The sequence below is a fragment of the Bradyrhizobium sediminis genome, assembly GCF_018736105.1.
Classification (GTDB): Bacteria; Pseudomonadota; Alphaproteobacteria; order Rhizobiales; family Xanthobacteraceae; genus Bradyrhizobium.
Genome location: NZ_CP076135.1, coordinates 4,777,097 through 4,802,069, shown reverse-complemented (window position 1 = coordinate 4,802,069; position 24,973 = coordinate 4,777,097). Strand labels below are relative to the sequence as shown.

29 protein-coding genes are annotated in these 24,973 nt (G+C 65.7%); 14 read left to right on the top strand and 15 right to left on the bottom strand.

Going from position 1 to position 24,973, the window contains the following annotated elements:
- Positions 1 to 24 precede the first annotated feature (24 nt).
- Entirely contained in the window at positions 25 to 609 is a 585-nt protein-coding gene (locus tag KMZ68_RS22970; RefSeq protein WP_215613414.1) for a 5-formyltetrahydrofolate cyclo-ligase, read from the top strand.
- Positions 610 to 613: 4 nt separating this feature from the next.
- Complete coding sequence (locus KMZ68_RS22965) at positions 614 to 1,432, top strand: TIGR00282 family metallophosphoesterase (RefSeq protein ID WP_215613413.1); 819 nt, start codon at positions 614 to 616, stop codon at positions 1,430 to 1,432.
- A 1-nt stretch (position 1,433) separates the two neighbouring features.
- Here the strand turns inward: KMZ68_RS22965 and KMZ68_RS22960 are convergent, their stop codons facing one another.
- Positions 1,434 to 3,191 (bottom strand): methyl-accepting chemotaxis protein, encoded by a 1,758-nt coding sequence (locus KMZ68_RS22960; protein ID WP_215613412.1) that lies wholly within the window; start codon positions 3,189 to 3,191, stop codon positions 1,434 to 1,436.
- Between the two features lie 201 nt (positions 3,192 to 3,392).
- Here KMZ68_RS22960 and KMZ68_RS22955 point away from each other — a divergent pair, with 201 nt between their 5' ends.
- The 10 genes from KMZ68_RS22955 to KMZ68_RS22910 all read left to right on the top strand — a co-directional run bounded on the left by KMZ68_RS22955 (position 3,393) and on the right by KMZ68_RS22910 (position 9,890).
- Positions 3,393 to 4,139, top strand: a complete 747-nt coding sequence (locus KMZ68_RS22955; RefSeq protein ID WP_215613411.1) for a YebC/PmpR family DNA-binding transcriptional regulator — start codon at positions 3,393 to 3,395, stop codon at positions 4,137 to 4,139.
- A gap of 143 nt (positions 4,140 to 4,282) precedes the next feature.
- The gene (ruvC, locus tag KMZ68_RS22950; protein ID WP_215613410.1) at positions 4,283 to 4,810 is read left to right on the top strand and encodes a crossover junction endodeoxyribonuclease RuvC; all 528 of its coding nucleotides are present in this window, start codon (positions 4,283 to 4,285) and stop codon (positions 4,808 to 4,810) included.
- A complete protein-coding gene (gene ruvA / locus KMZ68_RS22945) occupies positions 4,807 to 5,424 on the top strand; it encodes a Holliday junction branch migration protein RuvA (protein ID WP_215613409.1) in 618 nt (205 codons plus the stop codon). Before ruvC ends, ruvA begins: the two co-directional genes overlap by 4 nt.
- A 184-nt stretch (positions 5,425 to 5,608) precedes the next feature.
- Positions 5,609 to 6,658 carry a Holliday junction branch migration DNA helicase RuvB gene (gene ruvB / locus KMZ68_RS22940; RefSeq protein WP_215613408.1) on the top strand — a complete coding sequence of 350 codons (1,050 nt, stop codon included), beginning with the start codon at positions 5,609 to 5,611 and terminating at the stop codon, positions 6,656 to 6,658.
- A gap of 96 nt (positions 6,659 to 6,754) precedes the next feature.
- Positions 6,755 to 7,672, top strand: a complete 918-nt coding sequence (locus tag KMZ68_RS22935; RefSeq protein ID WP_215613407.1) for a metallophosphoesterase — start codon at positions 6,755 to 6,757, stop codon at positions 7,670 to 7,672.
- A gap of 84 nt (positions 7,673 to 7,756) precedes the next feature.
- Positions 7,757 to 7,948 carry a type II toxin-antitoxin system VapB family antitoxin gene (locus tag KMZ68_RS22930; protein ID WP_215603616.1) on the top strand — a complete coding sequence of 64 codons (192 nt, stop codon included), beginning with the start codon at positions 7,757 to 7,759 and terminating at the stop codon, positions 7,946 to 7,948.
- Positions 7,948 to 8,319 (top strand): type II toxin-antitoxin system VapC family toxin, encoded by a 372-nt coding sequence (locus KMZ68_RS22925; protein ID WP_215613406.1) that lies wholly within the window; start codon positions 7,948 to 7,950, stop codon positions 8,317 to 8,319. The genes KMZ68_RS22930 and KMZ68_RS22925 overlap by 1 nt, the downstream gene beginning before the upstream one ends.
- A 5-nt stretch (positions 8,320 to 8,324) precedes the next feature.
- Positions 8,325 to 8,774 carry a tol-pal system-associated acyl-CoA thioesterase gene (gene ybgC, locus KMZ68_RS22920; RefSeq protein ID WP_215613405.1) on the top strand — a complete coding sequence of 150 codons (450 nt, stop codon included), beginning with the start codon at positions 8,325 to 8,327 and terminating at the stop codon, positions 8,772 to 8,774.
- A gap of 73 nt (positions 8,775 to 8,847) precedes the next feature.
- Positions 8,848 to 9,315 carry a nuclear transport factor 2 family protein gene (locus tag KMZ68_RS22915; protein ID WP_215613404.1) on the top strand — a complete coding sequence of 156 codons (468 nt, stop codon included), beginning with the start codon at positions 8,848 to 8,850 and terminating at the stop codon, positions 9,313 to 9,315.
- A gap of 8 nt (positions 9,316 to 9,323) precedes the next feature.
- Positions 9,324 to 9,890, top strand: a complete 567-nt coding sequence (locus tag KMZ68_RS22910; RefSeq protein WP_215613403.1) for a TetR/AcrR family transcriptional regulator — start codon at positions 9,324 to 9,326, stop codon at positions 9,888 to 9,890.
- A gap of 38 nt (positions 9,891 to 9,928) precedes the next feature.
- Here the strand turns inward: KMZ68_RS22910 and KMZ68_RS22905 are convergent, their stop codons facing one another.
- The gene (locus KMZ68_RS22905) at positions 9,929 to 10,573 is read right to left on the bottom strand and encodes a glutathione binding-like protein (RefSeq protein WP_215613402.1); all 645 of its coding nucleotides are present in this window, start codon (positions 10,571 to 10,573) and stop codon (positions 9,929 to 9,931) included.
- A 96-nt stretch (positions 10,574 to 10,669) separates the two neighbouring features.
- Here KMZ68_RS22905 and KMZ68_RS22900 point away from each other — a divergent pair, with 96 nt between their 5' ends.
- The gene (locus KMZ68_RS22900; RefSeq protein WP_215613401.1) at positions 10,670 to 11,332 is read left to right on the top strand and encodes a TetR/AcrR family transcriptional regulator; all 663 of its coding nucleotides are present in this window, start codon (positions 10,670 to 10,672) and stop codon (positions 11,330 to 11,332) included.
- A gap of 10 nt (positions 11,333 to 11,342) precedes the next feature.
- Here the strand turns inward: KMZ68_RS22900 and KMZ68_RS22895 are convergent, their stop codons facing one another.
- The 13 genes from KMZ68_RS22895 to KMZ68_RS22835 all read right to left on the bottom strand — a co-directional run bounded on the left by KMZ68_RS22895 (position 11,343) and on the right by KMZ68_RS22835 (position 22,774).
- Complete coding sequence (locus tag KMZ68_RS22895; protein ID WP_215613400.1) at positions 11,343 to 12,656, bottom strand: c-type cytochrome; 1,314 nt, start codon at positions 12,654 to 12,656, stop codon at positions 11,343 to 11,345.
- A gap of 81 nt (positions 12,657 to 12,737) precedes the next feature.
- Positions 12,738 to 13,124 (bottom strand): gamma-butyrobetaine hydroxylase-like domain-containing protein, encoded by a 387-nt coding sequence (locus KMZ68_RS22890; protein WP_215613399.1) that lies wholly within the window; start codon positions 13,122 to 13,124, stop codon positions 12,738 to 12,740.
- A 9-nt stretch (positions 13,125 to 13,133) separates the two neighbouring features.
- Entirely contained in the window at positions 13,134 to 13,289 is a 156-nt protein-coding gene (locus KMZ68_RS22885; RefSeq protein WP_215613398.1) for a hypothetical protein, read from the bottom strand.
- A 49-nt stretch (positions 13,290 to 13,338) separates the two neighbouring features.
- The gene (locus tag KMZ68_RS22880) at positions 13,339 to 14,346 is read right to left on the bottom strand and encodes a formate dehydrogenase subunit gamma (RefSeq protein ID WP_215613397.1); all 1,008 of its coding nucleotides are present in this window, start codon (positions 14,344 to 14,346) and stop codon (positions 13,339 to 13,341) included.
- A 70-nt stretch (positions 14,347 to 14,416) separates the two neighbouring features.
- Positions 14,417 to 15,013, bottom strand: coding sequence for a formate dehydrogenase FDH3 subunit beta (gene fdh3B, locus KMZ68_RS22875; protein WP_215613396.1), 597 nt, complete (start codon positions 15,011 to 15,013; stop codon positions 14,417 to 14,419).
- A gap of 14 nt (positions 15,014 to 15,027) precedes the next feature.
- On the bottom strand, positions 15,028 to 17,994 hold the full coding sequence (locus tag KMZ68_RS22870; protein ID WP_215613395.1) for a formate dehydrogenase subunit alpha: 2,967 nt from the start codon (positions 17,992 to 17,994) through the stop codon (positions 15,028 to 15,030).
- Positions 17,995 to 18,007: 13 nt separating this feature from the next.
- Entirely contained in the window at positions 18,008 to 18,232 is a 225-nt protein-coding gene (locus KMZ68_RS22865; protein ID WP_215613394.1) for a hypothetical protein, read from the bottom strand.
- A gap of 31 nt (positions 18,233 to 18,263) precedes the next feature.
- On the bottom strand, positions 18,264 to 19,064 hold the full coding sequence (locus tag KMZ68_RS22860) for a molecular chaperone TorD family protein (protein WP_215613393.1): 801 nt from the start codon (positions 19,062 to 19,064) through the stop codon (positions 18,264 to 18,266).
- Between the two features lie 122 nt (positions 19,065 to 19,186).
- Positions 19,187 to 19,876, bottom strand: a complete 690-nt coding sequence (locus KMZ68_RS22855; RefSeq protein WP_215613392.1) for a DUF3306 domain-containing protein — start codon at positions 19,874 to 19,876, stop codon at positions 19,187 to 19,189.
- A complete protein-coding gene (locus KMZ68_RS22850) occupies positions 19,873 to 20,391 on the bottom strand; it encodes a DUF3305 domain-containing protein (protein ID WP_249779456.1) in 519 nt (172 codons plus the stop codon). The genes KMZ68_RS22855 and KMZ68_RS22850 overlap by 4 nt, the downstream gene beginning before the upstream one ends.
- Positions 20,392 to 20,416: 25 nt before the next feature.
- A complete protein-coding gene (locus KMZ68_RS22845) occupies positions 20,417 to 21,439 on the bottom strand; it encodes a DUF6352 family protein (protein ID WP_215613391.1) in 1,023 nt (340 codons plus the stop codon).
- Positions 21,436 to 22,011 (bottom strand): DUF6505 family protein, encoded by a 576-nt coding sequence (locus KMZ68_RS22840; protein ID WP_215613390.1) that lies wholly within the window; start codon positions 22,009 to 22,011, stop codon positions 21,436 to 21,438. The genes KMZ68_RS22845 and KMZ68_RS22840 overlap by 4 nt, the downstream gene beginning before the upstream one ends.
- Positions 22,012 to 22,018: 7 nt before the next feature.
- Positions 22,019 to 22,774 (bottom strand): biotin/lipoate--protein ligase family protein, encoded by a 756-nt coding sequence (locus KMZ68_RS22835; RefSeq protein WP_215613389.1) that lies wholly within the window; start codon positions 22,772 to 22,774, stop codon positions 22,019 to 22,021.
- Positions 22,775 to 22,936: 162 nt separating this feature from the next.
- Here KMZ68_RS22835 and KMZ68_RS22830 point away from each other — a divergent pair, with 162 nt between their 5' ends.
- Positions 22,937 to 24,973 carry a 4Fe-4S binding protein gene (locus KMZ68_RS22830; protein WP_215613388.1) on the top strand — a complete coding sequence of 679 codons (2,037 nt, stop codon included), beginning with the start codon at positions 22,937 to 22,939 and terminating at the stop codon, positions 24,971 to 24,973.

Genomic DNA, 24,973 nt, shown 5'->3' with positions numbered 1-24,973 from the left:
GGTTACGGCGAAGCATAGCGCTGGATGCCAACTTTGCCGACCGAGCGATCGAAGGCCGATCTCCGCACCGCAGCTCTCGCCAGGCGCGACGCGCTCAGCGACAAGAAGCGCGACGCCGCGGCAAAGGCCGTCGCCAAACGCGGGCTGCCGATCGAGATCGCGCCCGGCACGATCGTCTCGGGCTATTCGCCGATCCGCGGCGAGATCGATCCCGCTCCCCTGATGCGGAAGCTGGCCGCAGAGGGAGTGCTGCTGGCGCTGCCGGCGATCGTCGCGCGCGGCAAGTCGCTGGCCTTTCGCGCCTGGTCTCCCGACGACCGGCTGATGCTCGGACCGCTCGGCATCCCCGAGCCGTCGCCCGCCGCCGCCGAAGTCGTTCCCGATATCATGCTGGTGCCGCTGGCCGCATTCGACCGGCTGGGACATCGCATCGGCTATGGCGGCGGATATTACGACTACACCCTGGCGCATTTGCGCAAGGCGAAAGCCATCACGGCCATCGGCCTCGCCTTTGCCGCGCAGGAAATCGAGGCCGTGCCTGCGTTGTCGCACGACGAGGCGCTGGATTATGTGCTAACGGAAACGCGAGTGTTCGATTTCCGGAGCTAACAACTTGCGTATTCTTTTCGTCGGGGACGTGGTCGGCAGGGCCGGGCGCACCGCCATCTCAGAGCATCTGCCAGGCATGATCCGCGACTGGGCGCTCGATCTCGTCGTCGTCAATGGCGAGAACGCCGCCGGCGGCTTCGGCATCACCGAGTCGATCTACCAGGAATTCATCGACGCCGGCGCCGATGCGGTCACGCTCGGCAACCACGCGTGGGATCAGCGCGAGGCGCTGGTGTTCATCGAGCGGGCGCCGCGACTGGTTCGTCCGGCGAATTTTCCGAAAGGCACGCCGGGCCGCGGCGCCGCGCTGGTCGACACCAAGAACGGCCAGCGCGCGCTGGTCGTCAACGCCATCGGCCGCGTCTTCATGACGCCGTTCGACGACCCGTTCGCCGTCATCGGCCGTGAACTCGAGGCCTGTCCGCTGCGCGAGGCGGCGGACGCCATCGTGGTCGATTTCCATTGCGAGGCGTCGAGCGAAAAGCAGGGCATCGGCTTCTTCTGCGACGGCCGCGCCAGTCTCGTGGTCGGCACCCACACCCATGTGCCGACCGCTGATCACCAAATCCTTTCCGGCGGCACCGCCTACATGACCGATGCCGGCATGACCGGCGATTACGATTCGATCATCGGCATGCAGAAGGAAGAGCCGCTGCGGCGTTTTACGACGGGCATTCCCTCGGGCCGTTTCGAACCGGCGGCGGGTGCTGCGACATTCAGCGGCGTCGCGGTCGAGACCGACGACGAGACCGGGCTGGCGCTCAAGATCGCGCCGGTGCGAAAAGGCGGAAGGCTGGAGCCGACGCTGCCGGGGTTTTGGTAGGTCAGAGCTTGTACGCCGTCCTGAATCCGCCCCAGTGGCGGCCGTTGACGCGGATCGGCACGTCGATCTCGCGCATCATGATGGTCTTGCCGTTGCCCATGTCGCGCGCATAGCTCTGGATCAGGTAGGCGCGCAGATTGCGGCCGGCGGCGAGGCCTGCGGGATCGTTGAAGATGCGGCGGTTGCGGCTGTTGGCGGTGTTCCAGGCGACGTCGCCGGGACGCTGCGGATGCGAGTAGAGCTTGTTGTGCACCGGCAGGTAGCCGTTGCGGTCGATCATCACGCAGAACGCCATGCGTGGGTCCTTGGTGAGGAACGCCTCCTGGAACGGCGGCAGCGCGCGATCGGCCCAGTCCAGGATCCGGGTGCGGTGCTGCACCGGATTGCTGCCGGGGATTTCGACGTAGTTCTCGTCGAACATGTCGTCCATCGAGATGGCGCCGCTCCTGACGCCGTCCTCGAAAATCCTGGTCAGCGCGCGGCCGGCTTCGATGGCGCTGGTAACGGCTTCGGTGTTTTCGTCCTGGATCGACCAGAGCTTGTCTTCGATCTGTTCGACCAATGCGGCATCGGGCCGCTCGAATCGCGCCTGCACGCCGGCCTTCGACCGTTCGCCGGTGCGGATCCTGCAGGCGCCGATACCGTGTATCGTGGCGTCGAGGGTTTCATTCAGCGGTAGCCTCTCGGCCTCCGGTCCGCCGATCAGGATGCCTTCCCGGGCGATCTCGTAGACCGAGGCGGCGACCGGGCCGCGCGCACTCCGGAGGTCTATTGGGAGATTGCACGGCAGTCGCAGGCTCGCGTGCTGGTCCTTGCGCTCGTCCTGGCGCAGCAACACCGCGCAGCGCGACTTGAGCTTCTGCGCGAACATGGTGACGGCCTTGCCGGCGCTGGCGACACGTTCGCCATGGGTCTCGGCTTCCTTGGTGGCGCTGTCGATTTCGGCGGCGCTGTCGCCGACCGCGACGATGAAGTTCGACGCGGTGGCGGCGTTGTCGGACATCGCGCTGGTGGTTTCATTCTGCTCCGCCACTGCGCCGGTGACGTTCTCGAACACCGGGCGGATCGCCTCGATCGCAAGCGAGATGCGGTGCACCGCATCGACCGAGCCCGCGGCATCCTTCTGCAGCGCGTCGATCTTCTTCGAGATTTCCTCGGTGGCGTTCTGGGTCTGCACCGCCAGCGCCTTGACCTCGGTGGCGACGACCGCGAAACCGCGTCCGGCGGTGCCCGCCCGTGCCGCCTCGATGGTGGAGTTGAGCGCCAAGAGCGTGGTCTGCCGGGCGATCTGCGCGATCAGATTGACGACATTGCCGATCGCGGCCGAGGACTCCCTCAGGCGGTCGACATTGAGGCTGGCTTCGCGGGCGGCTTCGCCGGCCTGGTCGGCCAGCTTGCTGGCGTCGCGCACCTGGGACCCGATGCCTTGTGCCGAATGGGTGAACTGGTCGGCGGCCTGCGAGAAGGTGGTAGCGGTGGATTGCGCGGCGCTGGTGCGCCCGGTCAGGGCGTCGGTGCGCTGGCGGATGGTGGAAAGCGTGGCCGCCGTGGCTTCGGCGCCGCCGGCGACCGAATTGGCCGCGCGCTCGAGCTGGCGGATCATCGCGCCCAGTTCGAGTTCGAGCAGTTCGAGGATTTCCCTGGCCGAATCGCTATCCGAATTACCGGGCGCAGCGGCCGCAACGGCGGGGGGCGCCACCGCCGGAGCGACCGCGGGCGCGGCCGGTTCGGGCCGTTTTCGAAACAAACCGAATGCCATGAGCGTCTCTCGGAACGAGAAAGGAGAGCGGCATCCTCGCACTTGGGCGTGAAATCATGGTTAATATCTGCCTCTTAAGCGGGCAGCAGCCACTACCGCCATACCGAAAATCCCTGCAAATCTTTGATTTTGGAAGGTTAGCGGCCTATAACGCCGCGCCTTCCACCCATTCCTCCCGGACGAATCGCCGAAAGAGACCGCATGGCCGGACATTCCCAATTCAAGAACATCATGCACCGCAAGGGCCGGCAGGACGCCCAGAAATCGAAGCTGTTCTCTAAGCTGGCGCGGGAAATCACCGTCGCCGCCAAGATGGGCGCGCCCGATCCCAGCATGAACGCCCGGCTGCGCGCCGCGATCATCTCCGCCCGCCAGGAGAACATGTCGAAGGACTCGATCGAACGCGCAGTGAAGAAGGCGACCGGCACCGAGAGCGAGAATTACGACGAGATCCGCTACGAGGGCTACGGTCCGGGCGGCGTCGCCGTGATCGTCGAGGCGCTGACCGACAACCGCAACCGCGCGGCGTCGGACATCCGCTCCTTCTTCACCAAGTCCGGCGGCAATCTCGGAGAAACCGGCTCGGTCTCCTTCATGTTCGACCGCACCGGCATCATCGAATACGACGCCAAGGTCGCCTCCGACGATGCGATGCTGGAAGCGGCGATCGAGGCCGGCGCCGATGACGTGATCTCGAGCGAGAGCGGCCATGAGGTCTACGCCTCGCAGGAAACCTTCCGTGACGTCGCCAAGGCGCTGGAGGCGAAATTCGGCGAAGCCCGCAAGGCGGCGCTGACCTGGAAGCCGCAGAACACCGTGGCGGTGGACGACGAGACCGGCGAGAAGCTGTTGAAGCTGATCGACCTCCTGAACGAGCACGACGACGTGCAGAACGTCTACGCCAATTTCGAGGTTTCCGACGCGCTGATGGCTAAGATGGGTGGGTAGGAGTCCATCCCTCCGGAATTCCTTTCCTGCCTGATGGATGTGCGGGTCATGCCCGCGCATGACCGCATGGAATGCGGCGCATTCCCGGGGTACGGCGTTCCGTTTCTGTTTCGCCCGAAACGCTCCGGCGGTATCACTACCCCATGACATCTCAGCCGATTCGCCATCCCGTCCGCATCATGGGCATCGATCCGGGCCTGCGCCGCACCGGCTGGGGCGTGATCGAGATCGACGGCAACCGGCTCGCCTTCGTCGGCTGCGGTTCGGTGGAACCATCCGACAGCCTGCCGCTGGCGAGCCGGCTGCTGGCGATTCACGAGGGCCTTGCCGCCGTGCTCGGCGACCTGAAGCCGGCCGAAGCCGCGGTCGAACAGACCTTCGTCAACAAGGACGGCGTCGCCACCCTGAAACTCGGGCAGGCGCGCGGGGTCGCGATGCTGGCGCCGGCGATGTTCGGAATTTCGGTTGCGGAATACGCGCCCAACCAGGTGAAGAAAACCGTGGTCGGCGCCGGCCATGCCGACAAGAACCAGATCCTGGCGATGCTGAAAATCCTGCTGCCGAAGGCCGAGCCGAAATCGGCCGACGCCGCCGACGCGCTGGCGATCGCGATTACGCACGCGCATCATCGCGGCAGCGCGGCGCTGCGGCTGAAGGTGGTCGGGATATGATAGGCAAACTGAAAGGGCTGATCGATTCCTACGGCGAGGATTATGTGATCCTCGACGTCGGCGGCGTCGGCTATCAGGTGCATTGCTCGTCGCGCACGCTGCAGGCGCTGCCCTCGCCGGGCGATGCCGCGGTGCTGTCGATCGAGACCTATGTGCGCGAGGATCAGATCAGATTGTTCGGCTTCCGCAGCGACATCGAGCGCGAATGGTTTCGGCTGCTGCAGACCGTGCAGGGCGTCGGCGCCAAGGTGGCGCTGGCGGTGCTCTCGACCTTGCCGCCGGCGGATCTCGCCAATGCCATTGCGCTGCGCGACAAGGCCGCGGTGACGCGCACCCCGGGCGTCGGCCCCAAGGTCGCCGAGCGCATCGTCACCGAACTGAAGGACAAGGCGCCCAGCTTCGCCAATGTCGATCCGGCGCTGGTGCATCTGTCCGGCGCGATCGACGATCACCGCGCGCCGCGCCCGGTCACCGACGCGATCTCGGCCTTGGTCAATCTCGGCTACGGCCAGCCGCAGGCGGCGGCCGCCATCGCCTCGGCCTCGCGCAGCGCCGGCGAAAATGCCGAGACCGCGCAGCTCATCCGGCTGGGGCTGAAGGAGTTGGCGAAGTGAAGACTCCAGACACGAGCGCTGGCGCACCTCTTACCTCGCCCCGCTTGCGGGGAGAGGTCGGATTGCGCGTAAGCGCAATCCGGGTGAGGGGGACTCCCCGCGAGCGAGTATGTGGAGAATCCCCCTCACCCCACCCTCTCCCCGCAAGCGGGGCGAGGGAGAATAACCAGTGTGGTTCCATCACATGACCACGCCCTCCCGCATCGTCACCCCCGAGCGCCGCAGCGACGATGTCGGCGATACTGCGCTGCGCCCGCAGCTGTTGTCTGAATTCGTCGGCCAGGCGCAGGCGCGAAAGAACCTCTCGATCTTCATCGAGGCCGCGCGCAAGCGCGGCGAGGCGCTCGACCACGTGCTGTTCGTAGGTCCCCCCGGCCTCGGCAAGACCACGCTGGCGCAGATCGTGGCGCGCGAACTCGGCGTCGGCTTCCGCGCCACCTCGGGACCTGTCATCGCCAAGGCCGGCGATCTCGCCGCGCTTCTGACCAATCTCGAAGAGCGCGACGTGCTGTTCATCGACGAGATCCACCGCCTCAGCCCCGCGGTCGAGGAAGTGCTCTATCCCGCGATGGAGGACTTCCAACTCGACCTCATCATCGGCGAGGGCCCGGCGGCGCGCTCGGTCAAGATCGAACTGGCCAAATTCACGCTGGTCGGCGCCACCACGCGCGCGGGCCTGTTGACCAATCCGCTGCGCGACCGCTTCGGCATTCCGGTGCGGCTGAATTTCTACACCGTGGAAGAACTGGAGAAGATCGTCACCCGCGGCGCCCGCGTGCTCAAGATCGGCATGACGCCCGACGGCGCCAACGAGATCGCGCGGCGCGCCCGCGGCACCCCGCGCATCGCCGGACGGCTGCTGCGCCGGGTGCGCGATTTCGCCTCCGCCGCCGACGCCGCGTCGATCGACCGCAGCATCGCCGACAACGCGCTGAGCGCGCTCGAAGTCGATGCCGCCGGCCTCGATGCGATGGACCGGCGTTATCTCACCACCATCGCGATGAATTACGGCGGCGGGCCGGTCGGCGTCGAAACCATGGCGGCGGCGCTGTCGGAACCGCGCGACGCCATCGAGGACATCATCGAGCCGTTCCTGATCCAGTGCGGCTACCTGCAGCGCACCCCGCGCGGCCGGCTGTTGACTTCGCACGCTTTCAAACATCTCGGCCTCGCCGAGCCCGCGCGCGATCCGGCGCAGTTCGGATTGTTCGGCAGCCCCGACGGCGACGACTGATACGCGCCACTGGTTATCTGCTGACGATCTGCACAAACGGACCCGAATTCGGCTGCAATGCGCCACCAGCATGACGGTGCATCACGGTTGAGCCTCATGATTTCCCGACGTCATTTCCTGCGCTTTCTGGCCGGGCTCGGCGCTACCGGCGTATCCACCGTCGCCTATGGATTTGGCGAGCCCGCGCTGCGGCTTCGCGTCGCGCGCTACAATATAACGCCGCCGCAATGGCCCGCCGATTTCCGGCTCAGGATCGCCGTCATCACCGACCTCCACGCCTGCGATCCCTGGATGTCGCTGGCGCGCATCGAGGCGATCGTGGAACGCACCAATGCGCTGCGCGCCGATGTCATCGTGCTGCTCGGCGACTACGTCGCCGGACATCGCCATGTGACGCGCACCATTCCGGCCGGCGAATGGGCGCCGGTGCTCGGCGGATTGAAGGCGCCGCTCGGCGTCCATGCGGTCCTCGGTAACCACGACTGGTGGGACGACAGGACGGTGCAGCGCGAGGGCCAGGGGGTGACCATGGCCCGCCGCGCGCTCGAAGCCGCCGGCCTTCCGGTTTACGAAAACGATGTGGTGCGGCTGACCAAGGCCGGCCGGCCGTTCTGGCTGGCCGGGCTCGGCGATCAACTGGCGTACCTTCCGGCGCGCCGGTTCAGGCCGGTCAAGCGCATCGGCGTCGATGATCTCGCCGCGACGCTTGGCAAGGTGACCGACGCCGCGCCGGTCATCCTGCTGGCCCATGAACCCGACGTTGCGGTACGGGTCCCGGCGCGGGTCGCGCTGCAGCTCTCGGGCCATACCCATGGCGGCCAGGTGCGCCTGTTCGGCTGGTCGCCGGTGATACCGTCGCATTACGGCAAGAGGTTCGCCTATGGCCACACCCGGACCCAATGCGACGTCGTCGTCTCCGGCGGCCTCGGCTGCAGCATCATGCCGTTCCGCATCGGCGTCCCGCCGGAAATCGCGCTGGTGACGCTCGGCGGCTCGGCTCCAGCCGTTTCCTGACTCGCGGAACGCTCCCGCCGGCTGCTTCAGGCATAGAAATGCGCATCAAATGATGATATATCTGATGCGCAAGGAGCCGATCACATGAGAACCACCATCGCGATTGATGACGAATTGTTCGCCAAGGCGCAGGAATTTGCTGGAGTCACCGAGAAATCAGCGGTCATCAGGGAAGCCTTGAAGGCGTTTGTCGAGCGCGAAGCTGCGCGGCGGCTCGCCCGCATGGGAGGGACGCAACCGGAAGCAAAGGCTCCGCCGCGTCGACGCTTCAAGTGATGGTACTTGCCGATACGTCGATCTGGATAGATCATTTTCGTCGTGGGGATTTTCAATTATCCGAGCTGCTTGAGCGTGGCGATATCGTCATACATCCGTTCATCGTTGGGGAATTGTTACTGGGACACGTGCCCAGGATCGCCGAGATGCTCGATGATTTGAACGTTCTTCCAAGAGCAATCGTGGCGAGCGCCGAGGAAGTCTTGAAATTCATTTCCGATCGAAAGCTGCCCGGATCGGGTATCGGATATGTCGATGCACATTTGCTCGCCGCTGCCGCGCTCACGCCGGAAACGAGCGTCTGGACGCGCGACAAGCGTCTGCTGGCTGCGGCTCAAGCGCTGTCGCTTGCCACCAAATTCCCGGAGTAGCGCCGATGACCTCCCTTGACGGCGAGATACGCGACGGCCGCCATCACATGCAGATCCGCGTCTATTACGAGGACACGGATTTTTCCGGCATCGTCTATCACGCCAATTACCTGCGCTTCATGGAGCGCGGACGCACCAATCATCTGCGGTTGATGGGCGCCGAGCAGCACGCGCTGTTTGCGGAAGCGCAAGCCGAAACGCCGGGCTTCGCCTTCGTGGTGCGTTCGATGCAGATCGATTATCTGAGGCCCGCGCGGATGGATGACGTGCTCGACGTCGTGACCTGGCCGGTCGCGGTGAAGGGCGCCTCGATCACGCTGGCGCAGGAGGTGCGCCGCGGCGAGCACGTGCTGGTCAAGGCGGAGGTGCGCGTCGCCTTCATCAGCGAGGGCAGGGCGAAGCCGATCCCGAAAGCGCTGCGGGCCCTGATGAAGGCCGATCTGATCGAAACCTGACTCTCACCCACGCTTGACTCCTCTGTACCGATCGGTACAGTTCCGGCTCGTATTCAGAGCTGGAGATGCCCCGATGTCGCGTCCGCCGTTGCCGCCGTTCACGCAGGAGACCGCCGCCCAGAAGGCCCGCATGGCGGAGGATGCCTGGAATTCCCGCGACCCCGAGCGCGTGGCGCTGGCCTATACCGAGGACAGCGTGTGGCGCAATCGTGCGGAATTCCTTCAGGGCCGCCCGGCGATCGTTGCATTTCTCACGCGCAAATGGGCGAAGGAGCGTGAGTATCGCCTGATCAAGGATCTCTGGGCGTTCGATCGAAATCGCATCGCGGTGCGTTTCCAGTACGAATGGCATGACGATGCCGGGCAGTGGCACCGCTCCTACGGCAACGAGCAATGGGAGTTCGACGACAAGGGCCTGATGCGGCGGCGCGAGGCCAGCATCAACGATCACCCGATTGCCGAACAGGACCGGCGCTTTCTGTGGACCGCGCCGGGACCGCGCCCGGCCGATGTCGCCGGATTGAGCGAGAGTCCGTTCTGACCCGGCCAATGGCAAAACCGGTTTCCGAGCGCGCCGATCTGCTGCCGCTGCTGGCGGAGGTGTTTCGCGCGCACGGTTACGAAGGCGCGACGCTGGCGCTGCTCGGCGAAGCCACCGGCCTCGGCAAGGGCAGTCTCTATCATTTCTTTCCGGGCGGGAAGGCGCAGATGGCCGCCGAAGTGCTGGCCGAGATCGATCGCTGGTTCGAGGTCAATATCTTCGCACCGCTGCGCGAGTCCGACGATCCCGCCCGCGCCGTTGCCACCATGATAGGGGCTGTCGACAGCTATTTCCGCTCCGGTCAACGCGTCTGCCTGGTCGGCGTCATTGCCCTCGGGGCGTCGCGGGACATGTTCGCGGTTCAGGTGCAGGGCTATTTCAGCCGGTGGCACGATGCGCTGGCGCGCGTGCTTGGGCGTTCGGGCTTGAGCGCGCGGGTGGCGCGGCAGCGATCGACGGATGCGCTGGTCACTATTCAGGGCGCGCTGGTGCTGGCGCGGGCGCTGGGCGATTCCAGGATCTTTGGACAGACGATGGCCAACCTGACAGCGCGGCTGCTGGCCAGACCGGAGTGACGCCCGCGTGGTCGCGGGCGTCAGACCGCATCGTCCGGTTACGCCGCCGCCTTGTGGCGGGCGAGTTCGGCCTGATACAGCGTGAACTCCTCGGCGACCGCGCGTGCGATGCTCGGGCGCGCGCGCAGCCGCTCGTAATAGGACTTCACGTTCGGCCATTTCGAAAGCTCGATCGGCGGCGTCGCCATGGTCCAGTTGATGATCGTGACCAGATAGGCGTCGGCGACGCTGAAATGGTCGAGCAGGAATTCGCGGCCCTTCAGATAGTTGTCGAGATAGTCGAGCCGCGACAGGCCCTTGCCGAGCACGTGGGTCTTCATCTCGGGCGGCGCGGTCTTGTCGAGCAACGGCACGAACAGGCCCTTGTGCAGTTCGGTGCCGATGAAGCAGAGCCATTGATGCAGCCGGCTGCGGTCGATGCCGGGACCGGTCGAGATGCCGGCCTGCGGAAAGCGGTCCGCGACATATTGCAGGATGGCCGCGTTCTCGGTCAGCACCAGCCCGTCATCGGTGCGCAGCGTCGGCACCAGTCCGAGCGGGTTGACCTGCCGGAAATCGGAGCCGTCGTTCTGCACGATCTTGGTCTTCGGATCGACCTCGAGATAATTGGCCTCGGCGCCGGCTTCGTACAGCGCGATGCGGGTAGCCAGCGAGCAGGCCAGCGGCGAGAAATACAGGTCCATGGGGTGCCTCCTTGGCATCGGTCCAGCTTCCCGAACCGGGGTTGATTTTTATACTGTTCCGCATAATATAAACCGGGTCAAGGAATTTCTTGCGAAATGGTACAAAAAAATACAAAGCCGCCGCCGTCCGCCACATCGGAGGCGGTTGCGCCGAAGCGGCGCGGCCGGCCGCGCGCCTACCAGCCCGAAGTGGCGCTCGGCAAGGCGCTCGACCTGTTTCGCAAGGACGGTTTCGCCGCCACTTCGCTCGACGACCTCAGTGCTGCCACCGGCATGAACCGGCCGAGCCTCTATGGCGCGTTCGGCGACAAGCGCGAGCTCTACATCAAGAGCTACCAGCGCTACCGCGCCGACGCCCGCGCGGCGATGATCGATATCTTCAAGGACGAATTGCCGATCCGTAAAAGGCTGGAGCGCATCTTTGCGGTGGCGCTCGACATCTATCTTTCCGGCGATAGCGGACCGCGCGGCTGTTTCACTGTCATGACCGCGGCGTCGGAGGCGGTGTCCGATCCCGATATCCGCGCCATGGTGCTGGAAGGATTTGCCGAACTCGACAAGTCGTTCGCCGCCTGCTTCCGCCTCGCCAGGGACAAAGGCGAGCTGCCGCCGTCAGCCGATCCGCAAGCGCTGGCGCAGATCGCCTCCGCGACCATCCACACCATCGCGATCCGGGCGCGGGCGCGTGTGCCGCGCAAGCAGCTCGAGGCGATCGTGAAGGGCGCGATCGATGTGATGGTCGGGCCGGCGCCGGGCTAGAGCGAATGGGCTACTTCCTGGTCGCGCGCTCGAGGAATTGCACCAGCGCTGCGCGGTCTGCTTCCGAGCCGATGCGCTGCTCGGGCATCTTGGTTCCCGGCGTATAGGCCGCAGGCCCGACCTCGAACAACTTCGCGACTGTCTCCGGGGTCCAGACGATATCGAGGCGTTTGAGGGCTTCGGAAAAATGATAGCCCGGCGTGGTGGCGATCCGTCGGCCGAACAGGCCGGCCAAGGTCGGGCCGGCGCGGTTGGCCTGCTCGGCGCCGAGCGTATGGCAGGCGACGCAGGCGCGGAAGATCTCGGCGCCACGGTCGCCGGCATAGGCGGCGAGCGGATCGCCCGCCGCCTCCACCAGAAGCGAATCGACCGGCTCTCCCGTTGCCGCGTTCCAGCGCCGGACGATGTTGTCGGCGCCGCCGGTCAGCAAGGTGCGGCTGTCGGGCAGAAACGCCACCGACCAGACCGGCAGTCCCGGGCCGACCAGTGTGCGCGCCAGCTCGCGCGTCTTGCGATCGATCATCGCCACCGATCCGCCGATACCGGCTGCGGCCAGCAGCGCGCCATCCGGCGAGATCGCAAGCGAGATCACCGGCCGCGGACCGGCGGCGGCTGCGCCGGCACGCGCGCCATTGCCGGTCAGGAAATAGACCCTGCCATCGGCGCCGCCGGCCGCGATCTCGCCGTCGCCGCCGATGGCAACGGCGTTGAGCGGGCTCGGCATCGCGACCACGGTGGGCGCGGCCGGACCCGACAGCGGCCAGATCCGGACGCTCTGATCGTAGCCGACGCTGACCAGCGTGCGGCCGTCCGGGGCAAACGCCACGCCGTTGACGTTCTGGGCATGCCCTTCCAGCACGCGCGCCGCGCCGCCGGTGAGCGGCCACAGCCGCACGGTCTGATCCCATGACGCCGAGGCCAGCATGGTTTCGTCCGGCGAAGCCGCCAGCGACGCGATCGGTGCGCTATGGCCTTCCAGCACGGCGTCGGGCTCGGTCTTGCCGGGAGTCCAGATCGCGATACGGCCGTCGGCGCCCCCGGTCGCCGCGCGCCCATCCCGGAGCAGCACCACGGCGTTGACGGCGTCGGCATGGAAACGCAGCACCTGGTCGGCCGCATTGCGCGTCAGCGACCAGCGGATCGCGGTCGAATCGAAGCTGCCGGTAACGGCGGTCTGTCCGTCAGGCGAAATCGCCAGCGCCCGCACCGCCCCGCCATGGCCGCGCAACTGCGCGAAGGCCTTCGTCGCCACCAGCGGCACCAGGGCCAGCAAGGCAGCGCAGGCGAGGGACGCGAAACGGCATTGCGGGCGAGGGCGGAACATTCGCAATATCAGTCCGTTCAGGCGGATCGAGCTTAGTGATAACGCGCGGGCGCGCAACGGAAGCGGGCGTCACGCCCGTCTCTAGCGCATGCCCGGCCGGTCGCGGTCGAGGCCCTTGGCCTGGAGATCGTCGAGGTAGTCCTGAAAGCGCCGCTCGGCGTTGGCACCGAGATCGCGCAGAAAAGCCCAGGAGTAGATGCCGGTCGAATGCATATCGTCGAACCCCAGTCTGACCGCGTAATTGCCGACGGCATCGACGGAGAGGATCGTCACGTTGCGCTTGCCGCCGACCGTCTTGCGTTCGGCTTCGGAATGACCCTGCACTTCGGCGGACGGGCTGGTGACGCGGAGCAGTTCGGCTGGAAGGTCGAACGACTGGCCGTCGTCAAAGGTGACATGCAGGGTTCGGCGGTCCTTGGCGAGCCGGATTTCGACCGGCCACGCCGGCGCGGCGTCTGGCGGGCTCAATGGACTTAATCAACCCGGCCCGACCAGGTTGTGGCCGGGATCGCCGACCCTCGCGCCGCTGGTCGTGAAGGCGACGGAGCTCGGCTGCTGGACGCCGCTGAGAAATGCCGCCATCCCGACGGCGACGACCGCCGCGAACACCAAGGCCGTAAGAAAGACTTTCATGACACTTACCCCAAGAACTGCCTAAAGCATTGAATTTGACCGGGCCGGCTCATTCAGCCGGCACGGCTGACGGGGCGGTTCCCGCGCGGCCCTTGGCCTGCTCTTCCTCGACCCAGAGCGAGTGATGCTCCTTGGCCCAGTTGAGATCGACCTCGCCGGTTCCCATCGCATCGAACGCGCCTTCCATCCCGATCGAGCCGATGTAGATGTGAGCCATCATGACGGCGATGAACAGCATGGCGATCACGGCATGGATCACGGTCCAGAACTGCAGCGCCGTGACGTTGGCCGGAAGATAGGGAAACAGCAGGAACCAGCCGGACACCGACATCAGCGCGCCGCCGATGACCACGATCCAGAAGATGCCCTTCTGGCCGGCGTTGAAGCGCTCGGAAGGAGGGTGTCGACCTTTGGTCAGGAGGCCGCCGCCCTGCTTCATCCACTCCAGGTCGACCTTGCCGGGGATATTATCCTTGATCCAGATCAGGAACATGATTGCGACGCCGATCATGAACGGGAACGCCAGGTAGTTATGGGCCAGTTTGGCGTAGGCCGACATGGCCGCGAAAGCGTCCGCGCCGAACAGCGGCAGGATGAGCATGCGGCCGAAACTGACGTTGAGGCCCGACAGCGCCAGAATGATGAAGCAGCTCGCCGTCAGCCAATGGGTGAAACGTTCGAAACTGGCGAAGCGCAGGATCGTCGTTCCCGAGAAACCATGGTCGATGCGAATCTTGCCGCGCACCATCATGAAGATCACCAGCACGGCCAGCATCCCGACGATGGCGACGCCGCCGATGATTGGCAGCTTGCTGCGGTGGAAATCGCGCCAGTCGCGTCCGGCGGGCTGGATCAGGTTGGCGGCCATCGCATCCGGAATGGTGATCCGGCCGGTGATCTTGTCGCCCTCCTTCAGAGCGTTCAGGAGCTTGTCTTCGTGGACGGCCTCGGCGGTGGGCTTGAAGGACAACTGCGCCGCGGCGGGCTGCGCCGCGAACACTATCAGCAGCGCGAACGCGGCACAGAGGGCTTTGAGAGTTGAAAGTGAGCCTGGCATTTGCACAACGCCTTTCGGTTGTTCGGGTTACGCGAGCGCCGCCACTGAGAGGGGGCGGCGCCAATTGGCATCAGCCGGTCGGCGAATCGGCGTAGGCGGTCTTCCAGCCCCACATGCCCGAGCCGTAACCGCGCTTCATCACGCGTTCCTTGTAGATTTCGGCGATGATCGCGCCGTCGCCGGCAAGCAGCGCCTTGGTCGAGCACATCTCGGCGCAAATCGGCAGCTTGCCTTCGGCGAGACGGTTGGCGCCGTATTTGGCGTATTCGGCCGGCGTCGAGTCCGCCTCCGGTCCGCCGGCGCAATAGGTGCACTTGTCCATCTTGCCGCGCGATCCGAAATTTCCGACCTTCGGGTATTGCGGCGCGCCGAACGGACAGGCGTAGAAGCAGTAGCCGCAGCCGATGCAGAGATCCTTGGAGTGCAGCACCACGCCGTCGGCGGTGGTGTAGAAGCACGACACCGGGCAGACCGCGGCGCAGGGCGCATCGGTGCAATGCATGCAGGCCATCGACACCGAGCGTTCGCCGGGCTTGCCGTCATTGATGGTGACGACGCGGCGGCGATTGATGCCCCACGGCACCTCATGTTCGTTCTTGCAGGCCGTCACGCAGGCGTTGCACTCGATGCAACGGTCGGCATCACAAAGAAATTTGACGCGAGCCATGATTTATTCTCCTCTCACGCCGATTGAATCTGGCACAGGGTCACCTTGCCCTCGTGCATGCCGGTGACCGGATCGTAGCCGTAGGTCGTGATCGTGTTCACGCTTTCGCCGAGCACGATCGGATCGTTGCCATTCGGATACTTGCCGCGCTGGTCGACGCCCTGGAACCAGCCGGAGAAGTGGAACGGCATGAACGCCACGCCCTTGCCGACACGGTCGGTGACCAGCGCCTTGACCCGCGCCTTCGAGCTGTTTTCCGGGCCGAAGACCCAGACCCAACCGCCGTCCTTGATGCCGCGATCGGCGGCGTCCGCCGTGTTGACCTCGACGAACATGTCCTGCTGCAATTCGGCGAGCCATTTGTTCGACCGGGTTTCCTCGCCGCCGCCTTCGTATTCGACCAGACGTCCCGAGGTCAGGATGATCGGGAATTGCTTGGCAAGACCCTTGTCCACCGCGGCCTTCTGAATCGAGAAGCCGAGATTGGCGACGCGGAACTGGCGGCCGTCCGGGCGCGTCGGATATTTGGCGACCAGTTCGGGACGCGGGGTGTAGATCGGTTCGCGATGCACCGGCACCGGATCGGGCAGGTTCCACGCCACCGCGCGGGCCTTGCCGTTGCCATAGGCCATCACGCCATGCTCCAGCGTGACGCGAATGATGCCGCCCGACAAATCGACCGCCCAGCCGACGCCGTCGGGATTGTTGCCGCCGATTTTGTTGATGGTGGCGAGTTCGGCCTCGGTGAGGTCCTTGTCCCAGCCGAGCTTCTTGAGCACGCCATAGGTGAATTCGGGATAACCGTCGGTCAGCTCCGAACCCTTGCTGTAGGAGCCCTCTGCCAGCAGATTGACCTTCTTCACCGAACCGTCCGGCTGCTTCTCGTCATACACCACGCCGAACCGCGCGCGGAACGTGCCGCCGCCGTCCTTGGCGTGAAGGTTGGTGTTGTAGAGGGTGTGCGTGCCGGGATGCTTGATCGCGGGCGTACCCCAGCACGGCCACGGCAGGCCGTAATAGTCGCCGCCGATCTCGGGCTCGTCGGTCTTGGCGCGCAAGGTCACCAGGTCGAACTTGCCCTGGTTCTTCATATGCGTTTTCAGCCGCTCCGGCGACTGGCCGGAATAGCCGGTCGAGAATCCGCCGCGGTTGATTTCGCGCAGCAGGTCCTCCGGAACGGGGCGATTGTTCTCGACCTTGATGTTCTTGAACATCGCGTCGGCAAAGCCGAGCTTCACCGAAAGCCGGTAGATGATCTCGTAATCGTCCTTCGATTCGAAGATCGGCTTGACGATCTGCTCGCCCCACTGCAGCGAACGGTTGGAAGCCGTGCGTGAGCCCGAGGTCTCGAACTGGGTGCAGGCCGGCAGCAGATAGGTGCCGTTCTTGCGCTCGGAGATCGCGGCGAAGGTGGTGGGATGCGGATCGGCGACCACAAGCAGTTCGAGCTTCTCGAGGCCCTTCACCATTTCGGTCATGCGCGGCACGGTATTGCCGCCATGCCCCATGATGATCATGGCCTTCAGGCTGTCGCGCTGGTCGACGTCGTCGGGATTGGCGAGCGTCGCATCGAACCAGCGGGTCGACGGGATGCCCGGCAGCTCCATGTTCTGCTTGCGGGTGCGGGCCGGACGGCCCGCCTTGGCCGGCACTTCGTCGAAGCGCGACTGCAGGTAATCGTACCCGACTTCCCAGACCCGCGCCCAGTGCTTCCAGGCGCCCTCGACCAGGCCGTAATAGAGCGGCAGCGTCGTGATATCGAGACCGAGATCGGTCGCGCCCTGCACGTTGCAATGGCCGCGGAAGATGTTGGCGCCGCCGCCGAACACGCCGACATTGCCGGTCGCCAGCAACAGGTCGCAATAGGCGCGGACGTTGGCGGTGCCGACGGTGTGCTGGGTGCCGCCCATGCACCAGATGAAGGTCGAGGGCCGCTGCTTGGCGAAGGTCTCGGCGACCTTCTTCAGCTCATCGCCGGGAATGCCGGTCACGCGCTCGACCTCTTCCGGCGTCCACTTCGCGACTTCGGCGCGGATCTGGTCCATGCCGTAGACGCGCTGCGCGATGAACTGCTTGTCTTCCCAGCCGTTGTTGAAGATGTGGTGCAGCATGCCCCAGATCACCGCGATGTCGGTGCCGCTGCGGAACCTGACATATTCGGTGGCGTGGGCGGCGGTGCGGGTGAAGCGCGGGTCGAGCACGAACACGTTGGCGCGGTTGAGCTCCTTGCCGGAGAGGATGTGCTGCAGGGACACCGGATGCGCTTCGGCGGCATTCGATCCCATGAAGATGACGGTCTTCGAGTTTCGGATGTCGTTGTAGGAGTTGGTCATCGCGCCGTAGCCCCAGGTATTGGCGACGCCGGCGACGGTGGTCGAATGGCAGATGCGGGCCTGGTGATCGACGGAGTTGGTGCCCCAGAACGCCGCGAACTTGCGGTACAGATAGGCGCCTTCATTGGAGAACTTCGCCGAGCCGAGCAGATAGACGGAATCGGCGCCGGACTTGGCCCGGATCTCCATCATCTTGTCGCCGATCTCGTTGATGGCCAGGTCCCACGACACCTTCTGCCACTCGCCGTTGACCAGCTTCATCGGGTATTTCAGGCGGCGGTCGCCGTGCACGAGCTCGCGCACCGCCGCGCCCTTGGCGCAATGCGAGCCGCGATTGATCGGGCTGTCCCAGGCCGGCTCCTGGCCGACCCAGACGCCGTTCTGGACTTCGGCAATCACCGTGCAGCCGACCGAGCAATGCGTGCAGATGTTCTTCTTGAGTTCGGTCGGTGCGCCCATGATCTGCGGACCGGCCTGCGCCTTGCGCACCGAGCCGAGCGGTATCAGGCCGATCGCGGCGCCGGCGCCAGCGGCGAGGCCCGACCGGCGCAGGAAGGTGCGGCGGTCGAGAACTCCCGAAGCCAGGCCTGCGGCGACACCCTGCAAACGCGCCCTGTTTGCGGATCCATCTCTTCGCTTGATCAACATGTGCGTGGTCCCATCAATAGCGGTTGACGCGGTAGTAGTTCTTGACGTGATCGGTTTCCTTGTAGCGGGCCTTGACGCGCTCGGCCTGCGACTCGTCCGCCGCGGCCTGTTCGCTCGAAAGCGGCACCACTGCTGCGGCTGCGACCGCCGATCCGCCCATCAGGAAGAAGCGGCGCCGGTCCACGGCTTGCGCCTTGCCTTGGCCCGCGGGCGCCTTGCTGTCGGATGGCTTGCTCATAGCGATCTCCTCCTTCGGCTTGCCTTCGCCGTCACTCGGACAGCGTGAAGGCCTCGGATTCCAGTTCCATGAAGATACGGCCGACACGGCCGACGGCACGGTAGAAGCGGGCTGACTGCGACATTTCGATGTCGGCGAACATCCGCGCCGCCCACGGCTTGAGATGGCGCTCGAAGAAGCGCGGCTGTTCGCTGAAGTCGGCCTCGAACTCGCCGCGCGCCAGTCCCGACATCACTTCGAGCAGGATCGCGATGTGATCTTCCGGCTCCCGCGAGATGCCTGCGCGCTCGATCCCGAGCGCATCCAGATCCTCGCGCACCCGCGCCAGCGGGCGCTCGTGCAGGAAGCCGGTCAGATAATAGGAGGCATAGGGCAGCAGTTCGCCGCGGCCGAGCCCGACGAACAGGTCGAAGAATTCCTTGCTGACGGCGCGATCGTCGGTCGCCGCCGCAAGGCTTGCGAGTTCGATATGCGCCATGCCGAGTTCGGACGCGTCGCCCTTCAGCGTCGCGACACGCTTCAGCGTGTCTGCGTCCGGCGCCTTGCCGAGCAGCAACGACAACAGGCCGTATTCGGCGGCCCGCAGCTGATCGATTTCGTCTACTTCGGATTTCACTTGGGATTTCGATGTCACCTGATCCTCGGATGGTCCGTAGAGATCGGGGCGAAGGATGTAGCGATGCACCCGGGTCAGCGCCTCGACGGCGAGAACCCGTTCCGCGGGAATCCGGGACCACGCGGAAACCGAGGGCTGCGCAATACCGATGCCTCGCGCCAGCGACGCGACACCACCTGCTGCCCTGATTGCTTGTTCCAGACCGGCGTCACGCATGGTGCAACCGATTTCTCCCCCCGCCCATCGTGCCTCTTAATCGGGCATACACTTTGGAATTGGAATTATTCCAATTCGAAATCTGTAACATAGGCTTTGCCTATGTCGGCAAAAACTTTTGTCTAAACAATCGGTTTTGCCGTGCCATGGCGTCGCACCGGTTGTTGCGGTGCAGCAAAGTTGCTCGCTTCGGCTTCCGGCGTTCGCCCGGTTTCCTTATCCCCGTCGTCGGAAGAACTTACCGGAGCCACTTCATCGCCCAACCTTAACGTCTCGGTCGGCAGATCCGGCCCCGTTTGTTGCGTTGCATAATGCTCGGGAGATGGCGCGGGGCCGCTCGCCGCCGCATGGCCCGACTCGGCGGCCGGTATCGATGGGGCGGCTGCCGGCTCGCCGTTGCCCATGATCTGCGAAACCAACCGCGCGACGTCCATGCCCGCGCCGAGTTCGCCCGAGCCCGGCACGCCGTCCGGCGTATTCCAGTCATAGGCGTATTCGAGCGCGGGATTGACGTAGTTACGGATCGCGGGGTCCAGCGCCCAGGATTTCCGCAGCGCCGCATTGCGCAGATGTTCGGGGACGCCCTTGCTCAGAAAACCGGTGATGTCGGTCGTTCCGGTCATGTCCTCGAGCTTGGGCAGGCTGGAGAGATCGAATTCCGGCGCGGCATCTTTTTCAGCGACCGGCTCCGGCGGCTGTCGGGCGTCGGCGGCCGGCGCGTCCGGTTTCGGCTCCGGCAGCCTGGCTTCCTGCTTGCGCTGCGACCACCGCGCCAGAAAGCCCTTGTCGTCGCCTTGGTCGGAACCGCTCATGTGCGGCGCTTTCCTTCATCCGGAATGCCGTCCGGCATGCCCCGGCGGTCGTCCGGCGCGCGATCCCGCTTGCGCTTGTGAAAGGCGCGTTCGACGTGGAACTCATCGACAAAGGCGGCGATCCATGCGGCGATCTCCAGCGGCATCGGAACGGTGCCGATCACGTCGCAGCCGCTCTCGAACATCGCTTCGCCTTCGGTCGGGTCGGCCGTGACCTTGGTCAGTTCGAGTTCGGATCCGCCGTCCTGGCGCCGCAGCGCGACCCAGATGCGCGGCTCGCCGTCGGCGAGATTGTCGCGATAATTGGCGGTGTCCGAACTGAACAGCTCGATGCAGGCCGGGCCCGCGTAATAAATCGTGGCGTCGGGCTCGCTGGACAGCACGGTCCACGGCGCGGCGGCCGGCACCTCGTCGAGGATCATCGCCGGCGACCACAGATGATCGATCCAGGGATTGTCGACTGGCCGGCGGCGCAGCACCACACCGACTTCGCGGAACGCCTCGGTCATCGCCATGGTCGATCCTCCGTCCTGCGGCCGGTCATGCCACATTTGCCGCCGCCGCCAGCGGCAGCCCGGCGACCAGATTCTGCGGCTTCAGGCGCACCACCTTGTCCGCGCCCATTGCCAGGATGAGATAGACCGGCTTGTTGCCGACCCGCTCGTCCACCAGCCGAATGTCCTCGATCTGAAGGCGCATCAAGGCGACGATGCGCTCGGCGGCATGGCCATCCAGCGCAGCGCCGTTCCACAGGGCGTTGCCGATGCGCGTGCCTTCGCTGTCCAGCCCGATGAACCAGCGCCAGTCGCGGTCCTCGATCGAGGCCACGGTCTCGACCTTGACGGCAATGCCGAGCAGATGGGCGATCCAGCGTTCGATCACCCGGCACAGCCCGGCGCGCGCCTTCGGATTGCCGCCGATGTTCATCGCCATCGCATGGGCGTCCGAACGCGACCAGTAGGTCCAGGCGTTGTCGTCGTCCATCACGTCCATCTCGCCGAACGCCGGTTGCGGCGCCAGCATGGCGGTGAGCGGCGACGCATGGATGTCGGCTTGCGCGTGTTGCTGCGCCTCGACGACCTCGGCATCGGCCAACAGCAGCGTGCCCTCGTGCACGCTGGCGAGCTGGCTGCGGTAGAACAATTCGGCCGCGCGCAGCATGTAGGGATCGTCGCAACCCTCGAGCGCGTTGCGCAATATCAGATGGCAGAGCTGGGACAGGAAGATCGGCGGCAGGTCGCCGGCGCCCTTGCGCGCCAGCGCCACATACACCGCCTCCAGCGACGGCGCTGCGATCAGCCGATCGCGAAAATTCATCATGAAGGTCCAGTTCTCGCGCGCGTCGGCGTCGGCGAGCGCGGCGATATCGGCATTCGTGACCGGGCGCAGCGGATCGGACAGCAGGCTTGCATGCAGATCGCGTTCGGCGTCGCAGGCATCATCCGGCGGCATCAGTTCGGGCCGCGCCAGATAGGCCATAATCAGTTCGGGCGTCGCCACGAGCCCGCCGTGATCGCCGCGGCGGGTCAGGTGATGGCCCGAGGCGACCCAGAACTCTCTCATCTGCGATCCCTCGTCATGCGGTCTGTCCCGATCATTCCCTTGAGGTCGACCTGTTCGGCAGGTTCGTCGTCGCCTTCCACCTCGTGAAAGGTAAAGGCGCTGGCATGGCTGTGCAAGGAATCGGCACCCGCTGCCGTCTCGCGCGGCCGCAGCGTGCGAAAGCGCTCGCGGATTTCACCGTCCTCGACGCTGCGCTGCACGCCGAGCAGGGTTTGCGGAGCGTGATCGCACAGCGAGGCCGCGAACGCGACCTCTTCCTCGGCGGCAAGCCGCGCGGCCTCCAGATCCGGCGCGCCGAATTTCTCCAGCAGCTGCCCCGCGAGGCGCTCGACCATTGCCTGGCGCTCGGCTTCGCTCGCCTCGGTCACGATCGCAAGCGTCGACCAGCCGAGGCTGTCGATGCCGAGGAACCCCGAACGCAGCGCCACGCGCTGCTTCTGGCCGAGCGTCGCCGGGTCCCGGTTCCAGAACGCGAATGCGCCGGAGACCGCCCATTCGCCCGGTTCCGCCGCCCGCTCGAACACGAACGTATCCGACGGGTCGAGCCTGATGGTTCGCGGCAGCTTCAACATCTCCGCCTCATCCGAATTTCGGACCGCGCGCCTGGCGATCATACCAATCGGCTCGCGCCAGCGCATCCACGAAGCTGTTCCGGTCGGGAGGCCCGCTGCCGGCAGGCAGGCTGACCAGGAGATCGCCGTTGGCGTCGATCGCGCGGCGCTCGCCAGCCTTGCGCTTCGGCAGCCGCTCCAGATAGTCCCGCGCGATCGCCTCGAAGCCGCGCTCGTTCCAGCGGTCGAACGCGGTCATCAGATGACGGGCGAAGCTCTCGATGATCGCGTCGGTGTCGACCATCTCGAAGCCCTCGCTCAACAGTGAAACGCCGGATGCGGCCTGCACCTCCTCGACATGGGCCATGTCGGCCGCGCGCAGGATGACGCCGAACACCAGCCAGCCCGGGATATCGTCCTCGGCGCAATCCGCAGGGATGCCGAGCCGCGCGCCGCCCAACAGCCCGCCATCGAACCGGATCGCGTCGGGCCAGTCGAAACTCACCTCCCGTTCCGGCGGGCAGTGGGCAGCGATGGCGTCCGCCACCGCATTCATACCGGCAAAGAACGCCCGGCGCGCCGATACCAGCGGTTTGTCGGGTTCGAGCACCACGGCGAATTCGACCAGGTCGTAGCGCCGCACCCAGACCAGCGTTCCCGCGCCGGCCTCCGGCGCAATCGCGCATCCGTGAGCGAACGCGTCGCCGAGTTCGCGCAGTGCGACCAAAGTATAGCCGGGCGGCAGATCGAGTGTCTGCTTTACCTCGGCAGGACGCGACATCATCGGAAACTCATCCTTAACGGCTTTGCATTCGGCTAGTGTATGCTATCCCGGTCAAGGCGGTGATGCGAGCGCTCTCGACCTTGCAGAAATTCACTTCAGCAGGTACCGCGGAACCGTAGAGCGAGGCAACCGCGCGGGCGCGCCGGTTCAGGACAAGTCATAATGAGTGAGGCATCGTCCCATCTCCTGATCTGCAGCTGCGAGAAGACCATGCCGCTCGACGCGGCGGCAATTGGCCGCGGCTGCGGCGGCAGGATCACGCAGGCGAACCAGCTCTGCGGCCTCGAACTCGACCGCTTCAGGCAAGCGCTTGCCGACGGCGCGCCGGTTACTGTCGCCTGCACCCAGGAAGCGCCGCTGTTTCGCGAAGTCGCGGAAAGTTTACCGCAGGCGCAACTCACCTTCGTCAACATCCGTGAAACCGGCGGCTGGTCGAAGGACGCCGCTGCGGCCGGCCCGAAGGCCGCGGCGCTGATCGCGGCGGCGGGCGAGGACATGCCGCCGATCTCGCTGGTGACGCTGGAGAGCAGCGGCGTCGCGCTGATCTATGGCCGCGACGAGGTCGCCATCGAGGCCGCCCAGCGGCTCGCTGACCGTCTCGACATCACCGTGCTGCTGACCAAACCCGGCGACGTGACGCCGCGCCGGACCAACGAGTTCCCGGTGTTCAAGGGTACCATCCGCAACGCCCGTGGATATCTCGGCGCCTTCGAGCTCAATATCGACGATTATGCGCAGCCTTTGCCGTCGTCGCGCACCAGGCTCGTGTTCGGACCATCGCGCGACGGTGCCACCTCGGCCTGCGACCTGGTCCTCGACCTTTCCGGCGGCGCGCCGCTGTTTCCCGCGCATGAATTGCGTCCCGGATACCTGCGCGCCGATCCGCGCGACCGCGCCGCGGTCGAGCGCGCGATCGCTGATGCCGGCGGCCTGGTCGGCACCTTCGACAAGCCGCGCTTCGTTCATTTCGAAGCGTCGCTCTGCGCCCATTCGCGCTCCGGCATCACCGGCTGCACGCGCTGTCTCGATCTCTGCCCGACCGGCGCGATCACGCCCGATGGCAATTCCGTCGCCATCGACGCCAATGTCTGCGCCGGCTGCGGCTCCTGTGCCTCCGCTTGCCCGACCGGCGCGGCATCCTATTCGCTGCCCGGCGCGGATGCGCTGATGCGGCGGCTGCGCACGCTGCTGCAGACCTATCGCAAGGCCGGCGGCAGCGACGCCATCGTGCTGTTCCACGACGGCGAGCACGGCGAAGACATCATCGACGCGCTGGCGCGGTTCGGCGCCGGACTGCCGGCCAACGTGCTTCCGGTCCGCCTCAACGAAGTGACGCAGCTCGGACCGGAGAATATCGCCGCTGTCTTTGCCTATGGCGGCAGCGGTGTCGCCGTGGTGACGCGCGCCAGACCCAAGCACGACATTGCGGCGCTGCGCCGCGCGGTCGAGACATCGGACGCCGTCATATCGGCGCTCGGCTTCGGCGCCGGCCTGGTGCGTATCCTCGAAACCGACGATCCCGACCAGTTGCGCAGCCTTCTCGATGCGGCGCCAGCCGGCGTCGCGACGCAGAAGCCCGTCGGCTTCGTTCCGCGCGGCGCCAAGCGCGGCGTGATCGAGACCATTTTCCGCGAACTGCATCTGGCAGCACCGGCGCCGGTCGACGTCGTGCCGCTGCAAGCGGGCGCGCCGTTTGGCGGCGTGAATCTCAATGTCGAGGGCTGCACGCTCTGCCATGCCTGCGTCACCGCCTGCCCAACCCACGCGCTGTCCGACAATCCCGATCGCGCCATGCTGCGCTTCACCGAAAGCCTCTGCGTGCAATGCGGGCTGTGCGAATCGACCTGTCCCGAGAAGGTCATCACGCTGGAGCCGCGGCTCGATTTCAAGGCCTGGAACGCGCCGCTGACCGTGCTGAAGGAAGAAGAGCCCTTCAACTGCATCGCCTGTGGCAAGCCGTTCGGCACCAAGAGCTCGATCGACCGCGTGCTCGCCAAGCTCGGCGACAAGCACTGGATGTTCCAGGGCGCCAATGCCAGGCGGCTCGACGTCATCAAGATGTGCGCTGATTGCCGGGTCGAAGCCGTGGTCAACGAGAGTTTCGATCCGCATGCGGCGCCGCAGCGCCCGCCGGTCATGACCACGGAAGATTATTTGCGCGCGCGCGATGCCAAGAAGGGCGATCCGCTGGATTCGTAA

What these genes read in the sequence shown, in the direction of transcription:
- KMZ68_RS22970 (WP_215613414.1), top strand. Translation starts at nt 25, where the DNA reads ATGCCAACTTTGCCGACCGAGCGATCGAAGGCCGATCTCCGCACCGCA.
- KMZ68_RS22960 (WP_215613412.1), bottom strand. Translation starts at nt 3,191, where the DNA reads ATGGCATTCGGTTTGTTTCGAAAACGGCCCGAACCGGCCGCGCCCGCG.
- KMZ68_RS22955 (WP_215613411.1), top strand. Translation starts at nt 3,393, where the DNA reads ATGGCCGGACATTCCCAATTCAAGAACATCATGCACCGCAAGGGCCGG.
- ruvC (WP_215613410.1), top strand. Translation starts at nt 4,283, where the DNA reads ATGACATCTCAGCCGATTCGCCATCCCGTCCGCATCATGGGCATCGAT.
- ruvA (WP_215613409.1), top strand. Translation starts at nt 4,807, where the DNA reads ATGATAGGCAAACTGAAAGGGCTGATCGATTCCTACGGCGAGGATTAT.
- ruvB (WP_215613408.1), top strand. Translation starts at nt 5,609, where the DNA reads ATGACCACGCCCTCCCGCATCGTCACCCCCGAGCGCCGCAGCGACGAT.
- KMZ68_RS22935 (WP_215613407.1), top strand. Translation starts at nt 6,755, where the DNA reads ATGATTTCCCGACGTCATTTCCTGCGCTTTCTGGCCGGGCTCGGCGCT.
- KMZ68_RS22930 (WP_215603616.1), top strand. Translation starts at nt 7,757, where the DNA reads ATGAGAACCACCATCGCGATTGATGACGAATTGTTCGCCAAGGCGCAG.
- KMZ68_RS22925 (WP_215613406.1), top strand. Translation starts at nt 7,948, where the DNA reads ATGGTACTTGCCGATACGTCGATCTGGATAGATCATTTTCGTCGTGGG.
- ybgC (WP_215613405.1), top strand. Translation starts at nt 8,325, where the DNA reads ATGACCTCCCTTGACGGCGAGATACGCGACGGCCGCCATCACATGCAG.
- KMZ68_RS22915 (WP_215613404.1), top strand. Translation starts at nt 8,848, where the DNA reads ATGTCGCGTCCGCCGTTGCCGCCGTTCACGCAGGAGACCGCCGCCCAG.
- KMZ68_RS22910 (WP_215613403.1), top strand. Translation starts at nt 9,324, where the DNA reads ATGGCAAAACCGGTTTCCGAGCGCGCCGATCTGCTGCCGCTGCTGGCG.
- KMZ68_RS22905 (WP_215613402.1), bottom strand. Translation starts at nt 10,573, where the DNA reads ATGGACCTGTATTTCTCGCCGCTGGCCTGCTCGCTGGCTACCCGCATC.
- KMZ68_RS22900 (WP_215613401.1), top strand. Translation starts at nt 10,670, where the DNA reads ATGGTACAAAAAAATACAAAGCCGCCGCCGTCCGCCACATCGGAGGCG.
- KMZ68_RS22895 (WP_215613400.1), bottom strand. Translation starts at nt 12,656, where the DNA reads ATGTTCCGCCCTCGCCCGCAATGCCGTTTCGCGTCCCTCGCCTGCGCT.
- KMZ68_RS22885 (WP_215613398.1), bottom strand. Translation starts at nt 13,289, where the DNA reads ATGAAAGTCTTTCTTACGGCCTTGGTGTTCGCGGCGGTCGTCGCCGTC.
- KMZ68_RS22880 (WP_215613397.1), bottom strand. Translation starts at nt 14,346, where the DNA reads ATGCCAGGCTCACTTTCAACTCTCAAAGCCCTCTGTGCCGCGTTCGCG.
- fdh3B (WP_215613396.1), bottom strand. Translation starts at nt 15,013, where the DNA reads ATGGCTCGCGTCAAATTTCTTTGTGATGCCGACCGTTGCATCGAGTGC.
- KMZ68_RS22870 (WP_215613395.1), bottom strand. Translation starts at nt 17,994, where the DNA reads ATGTTGATCAAGCGAAGAGATGGATCCGCAAACAGGGCGCGTTTGCAG.
- KMZ68_RS22865 (WP_215613394.1), bottom strand. Translation starts at nt 18,232, where the DNA reads ATGAGCAAGCCATCCGACAGCAAGGCGCCCGCGGGCCAAGGCAAGGCG.
- KMZ68_RS22860 (WP_215613393.1), bottom strand. Translation starts at nt 19,064, where the DNA reads ATGCGTGACGCCGGTCTGGAACAAGCAATCAGGGCAGCAGGTGGTGTC.
- KMZ68_RS22855 (WP_215613392.1), bottom strand. Translation starts at nt 19,876, where the DNA reads ATGAGCGGTTCCGACCAAGGCGACGACAAGGGCTTTCTGGCGCGGTGG.
- KMZ68_RS22850 (WP_249779456.1), bottom strand. Translation starts at nt 20,391, where the DNA reads ATGGCGATGACCGAGGCGTTCCGCGAAGTCGGTGTGGTGCTGCGCCGC.
- KMZ68_RS22845 (WP_215613391.1), bottom strand. Translation starts at nt 21,439, where the DNA reads ATGAGAGAGTTCTGGGTCGCCTCGGGCCATCACCTGACCCGCCGCGGC.
- KMZ68_RS22840 (WP_215613390.1), bottom strand. Translation starts at nt 22,011, where the DNA reads ATGTTGAAGCTGCCGCGAACCATCAGGCTCGACCCGTCGGATACGTTC.
- KMZ68_RS22835 (WP_215613389.1), bottom strand. Translation starts at nt 22,774, where the DNA reads ATGATGTCGCGTCCTGCCGAGGTAAAGCAGACACTCGATCTGCCGCCC.
- KMZ68_RS22830 (WP_215613388.1), top strand. Translation starts at nt 22,937, where the DNA reads ATGAGTGAGGCATCGTCCCATCTCCTGATCTGCAGCTGCGAGAAGACC.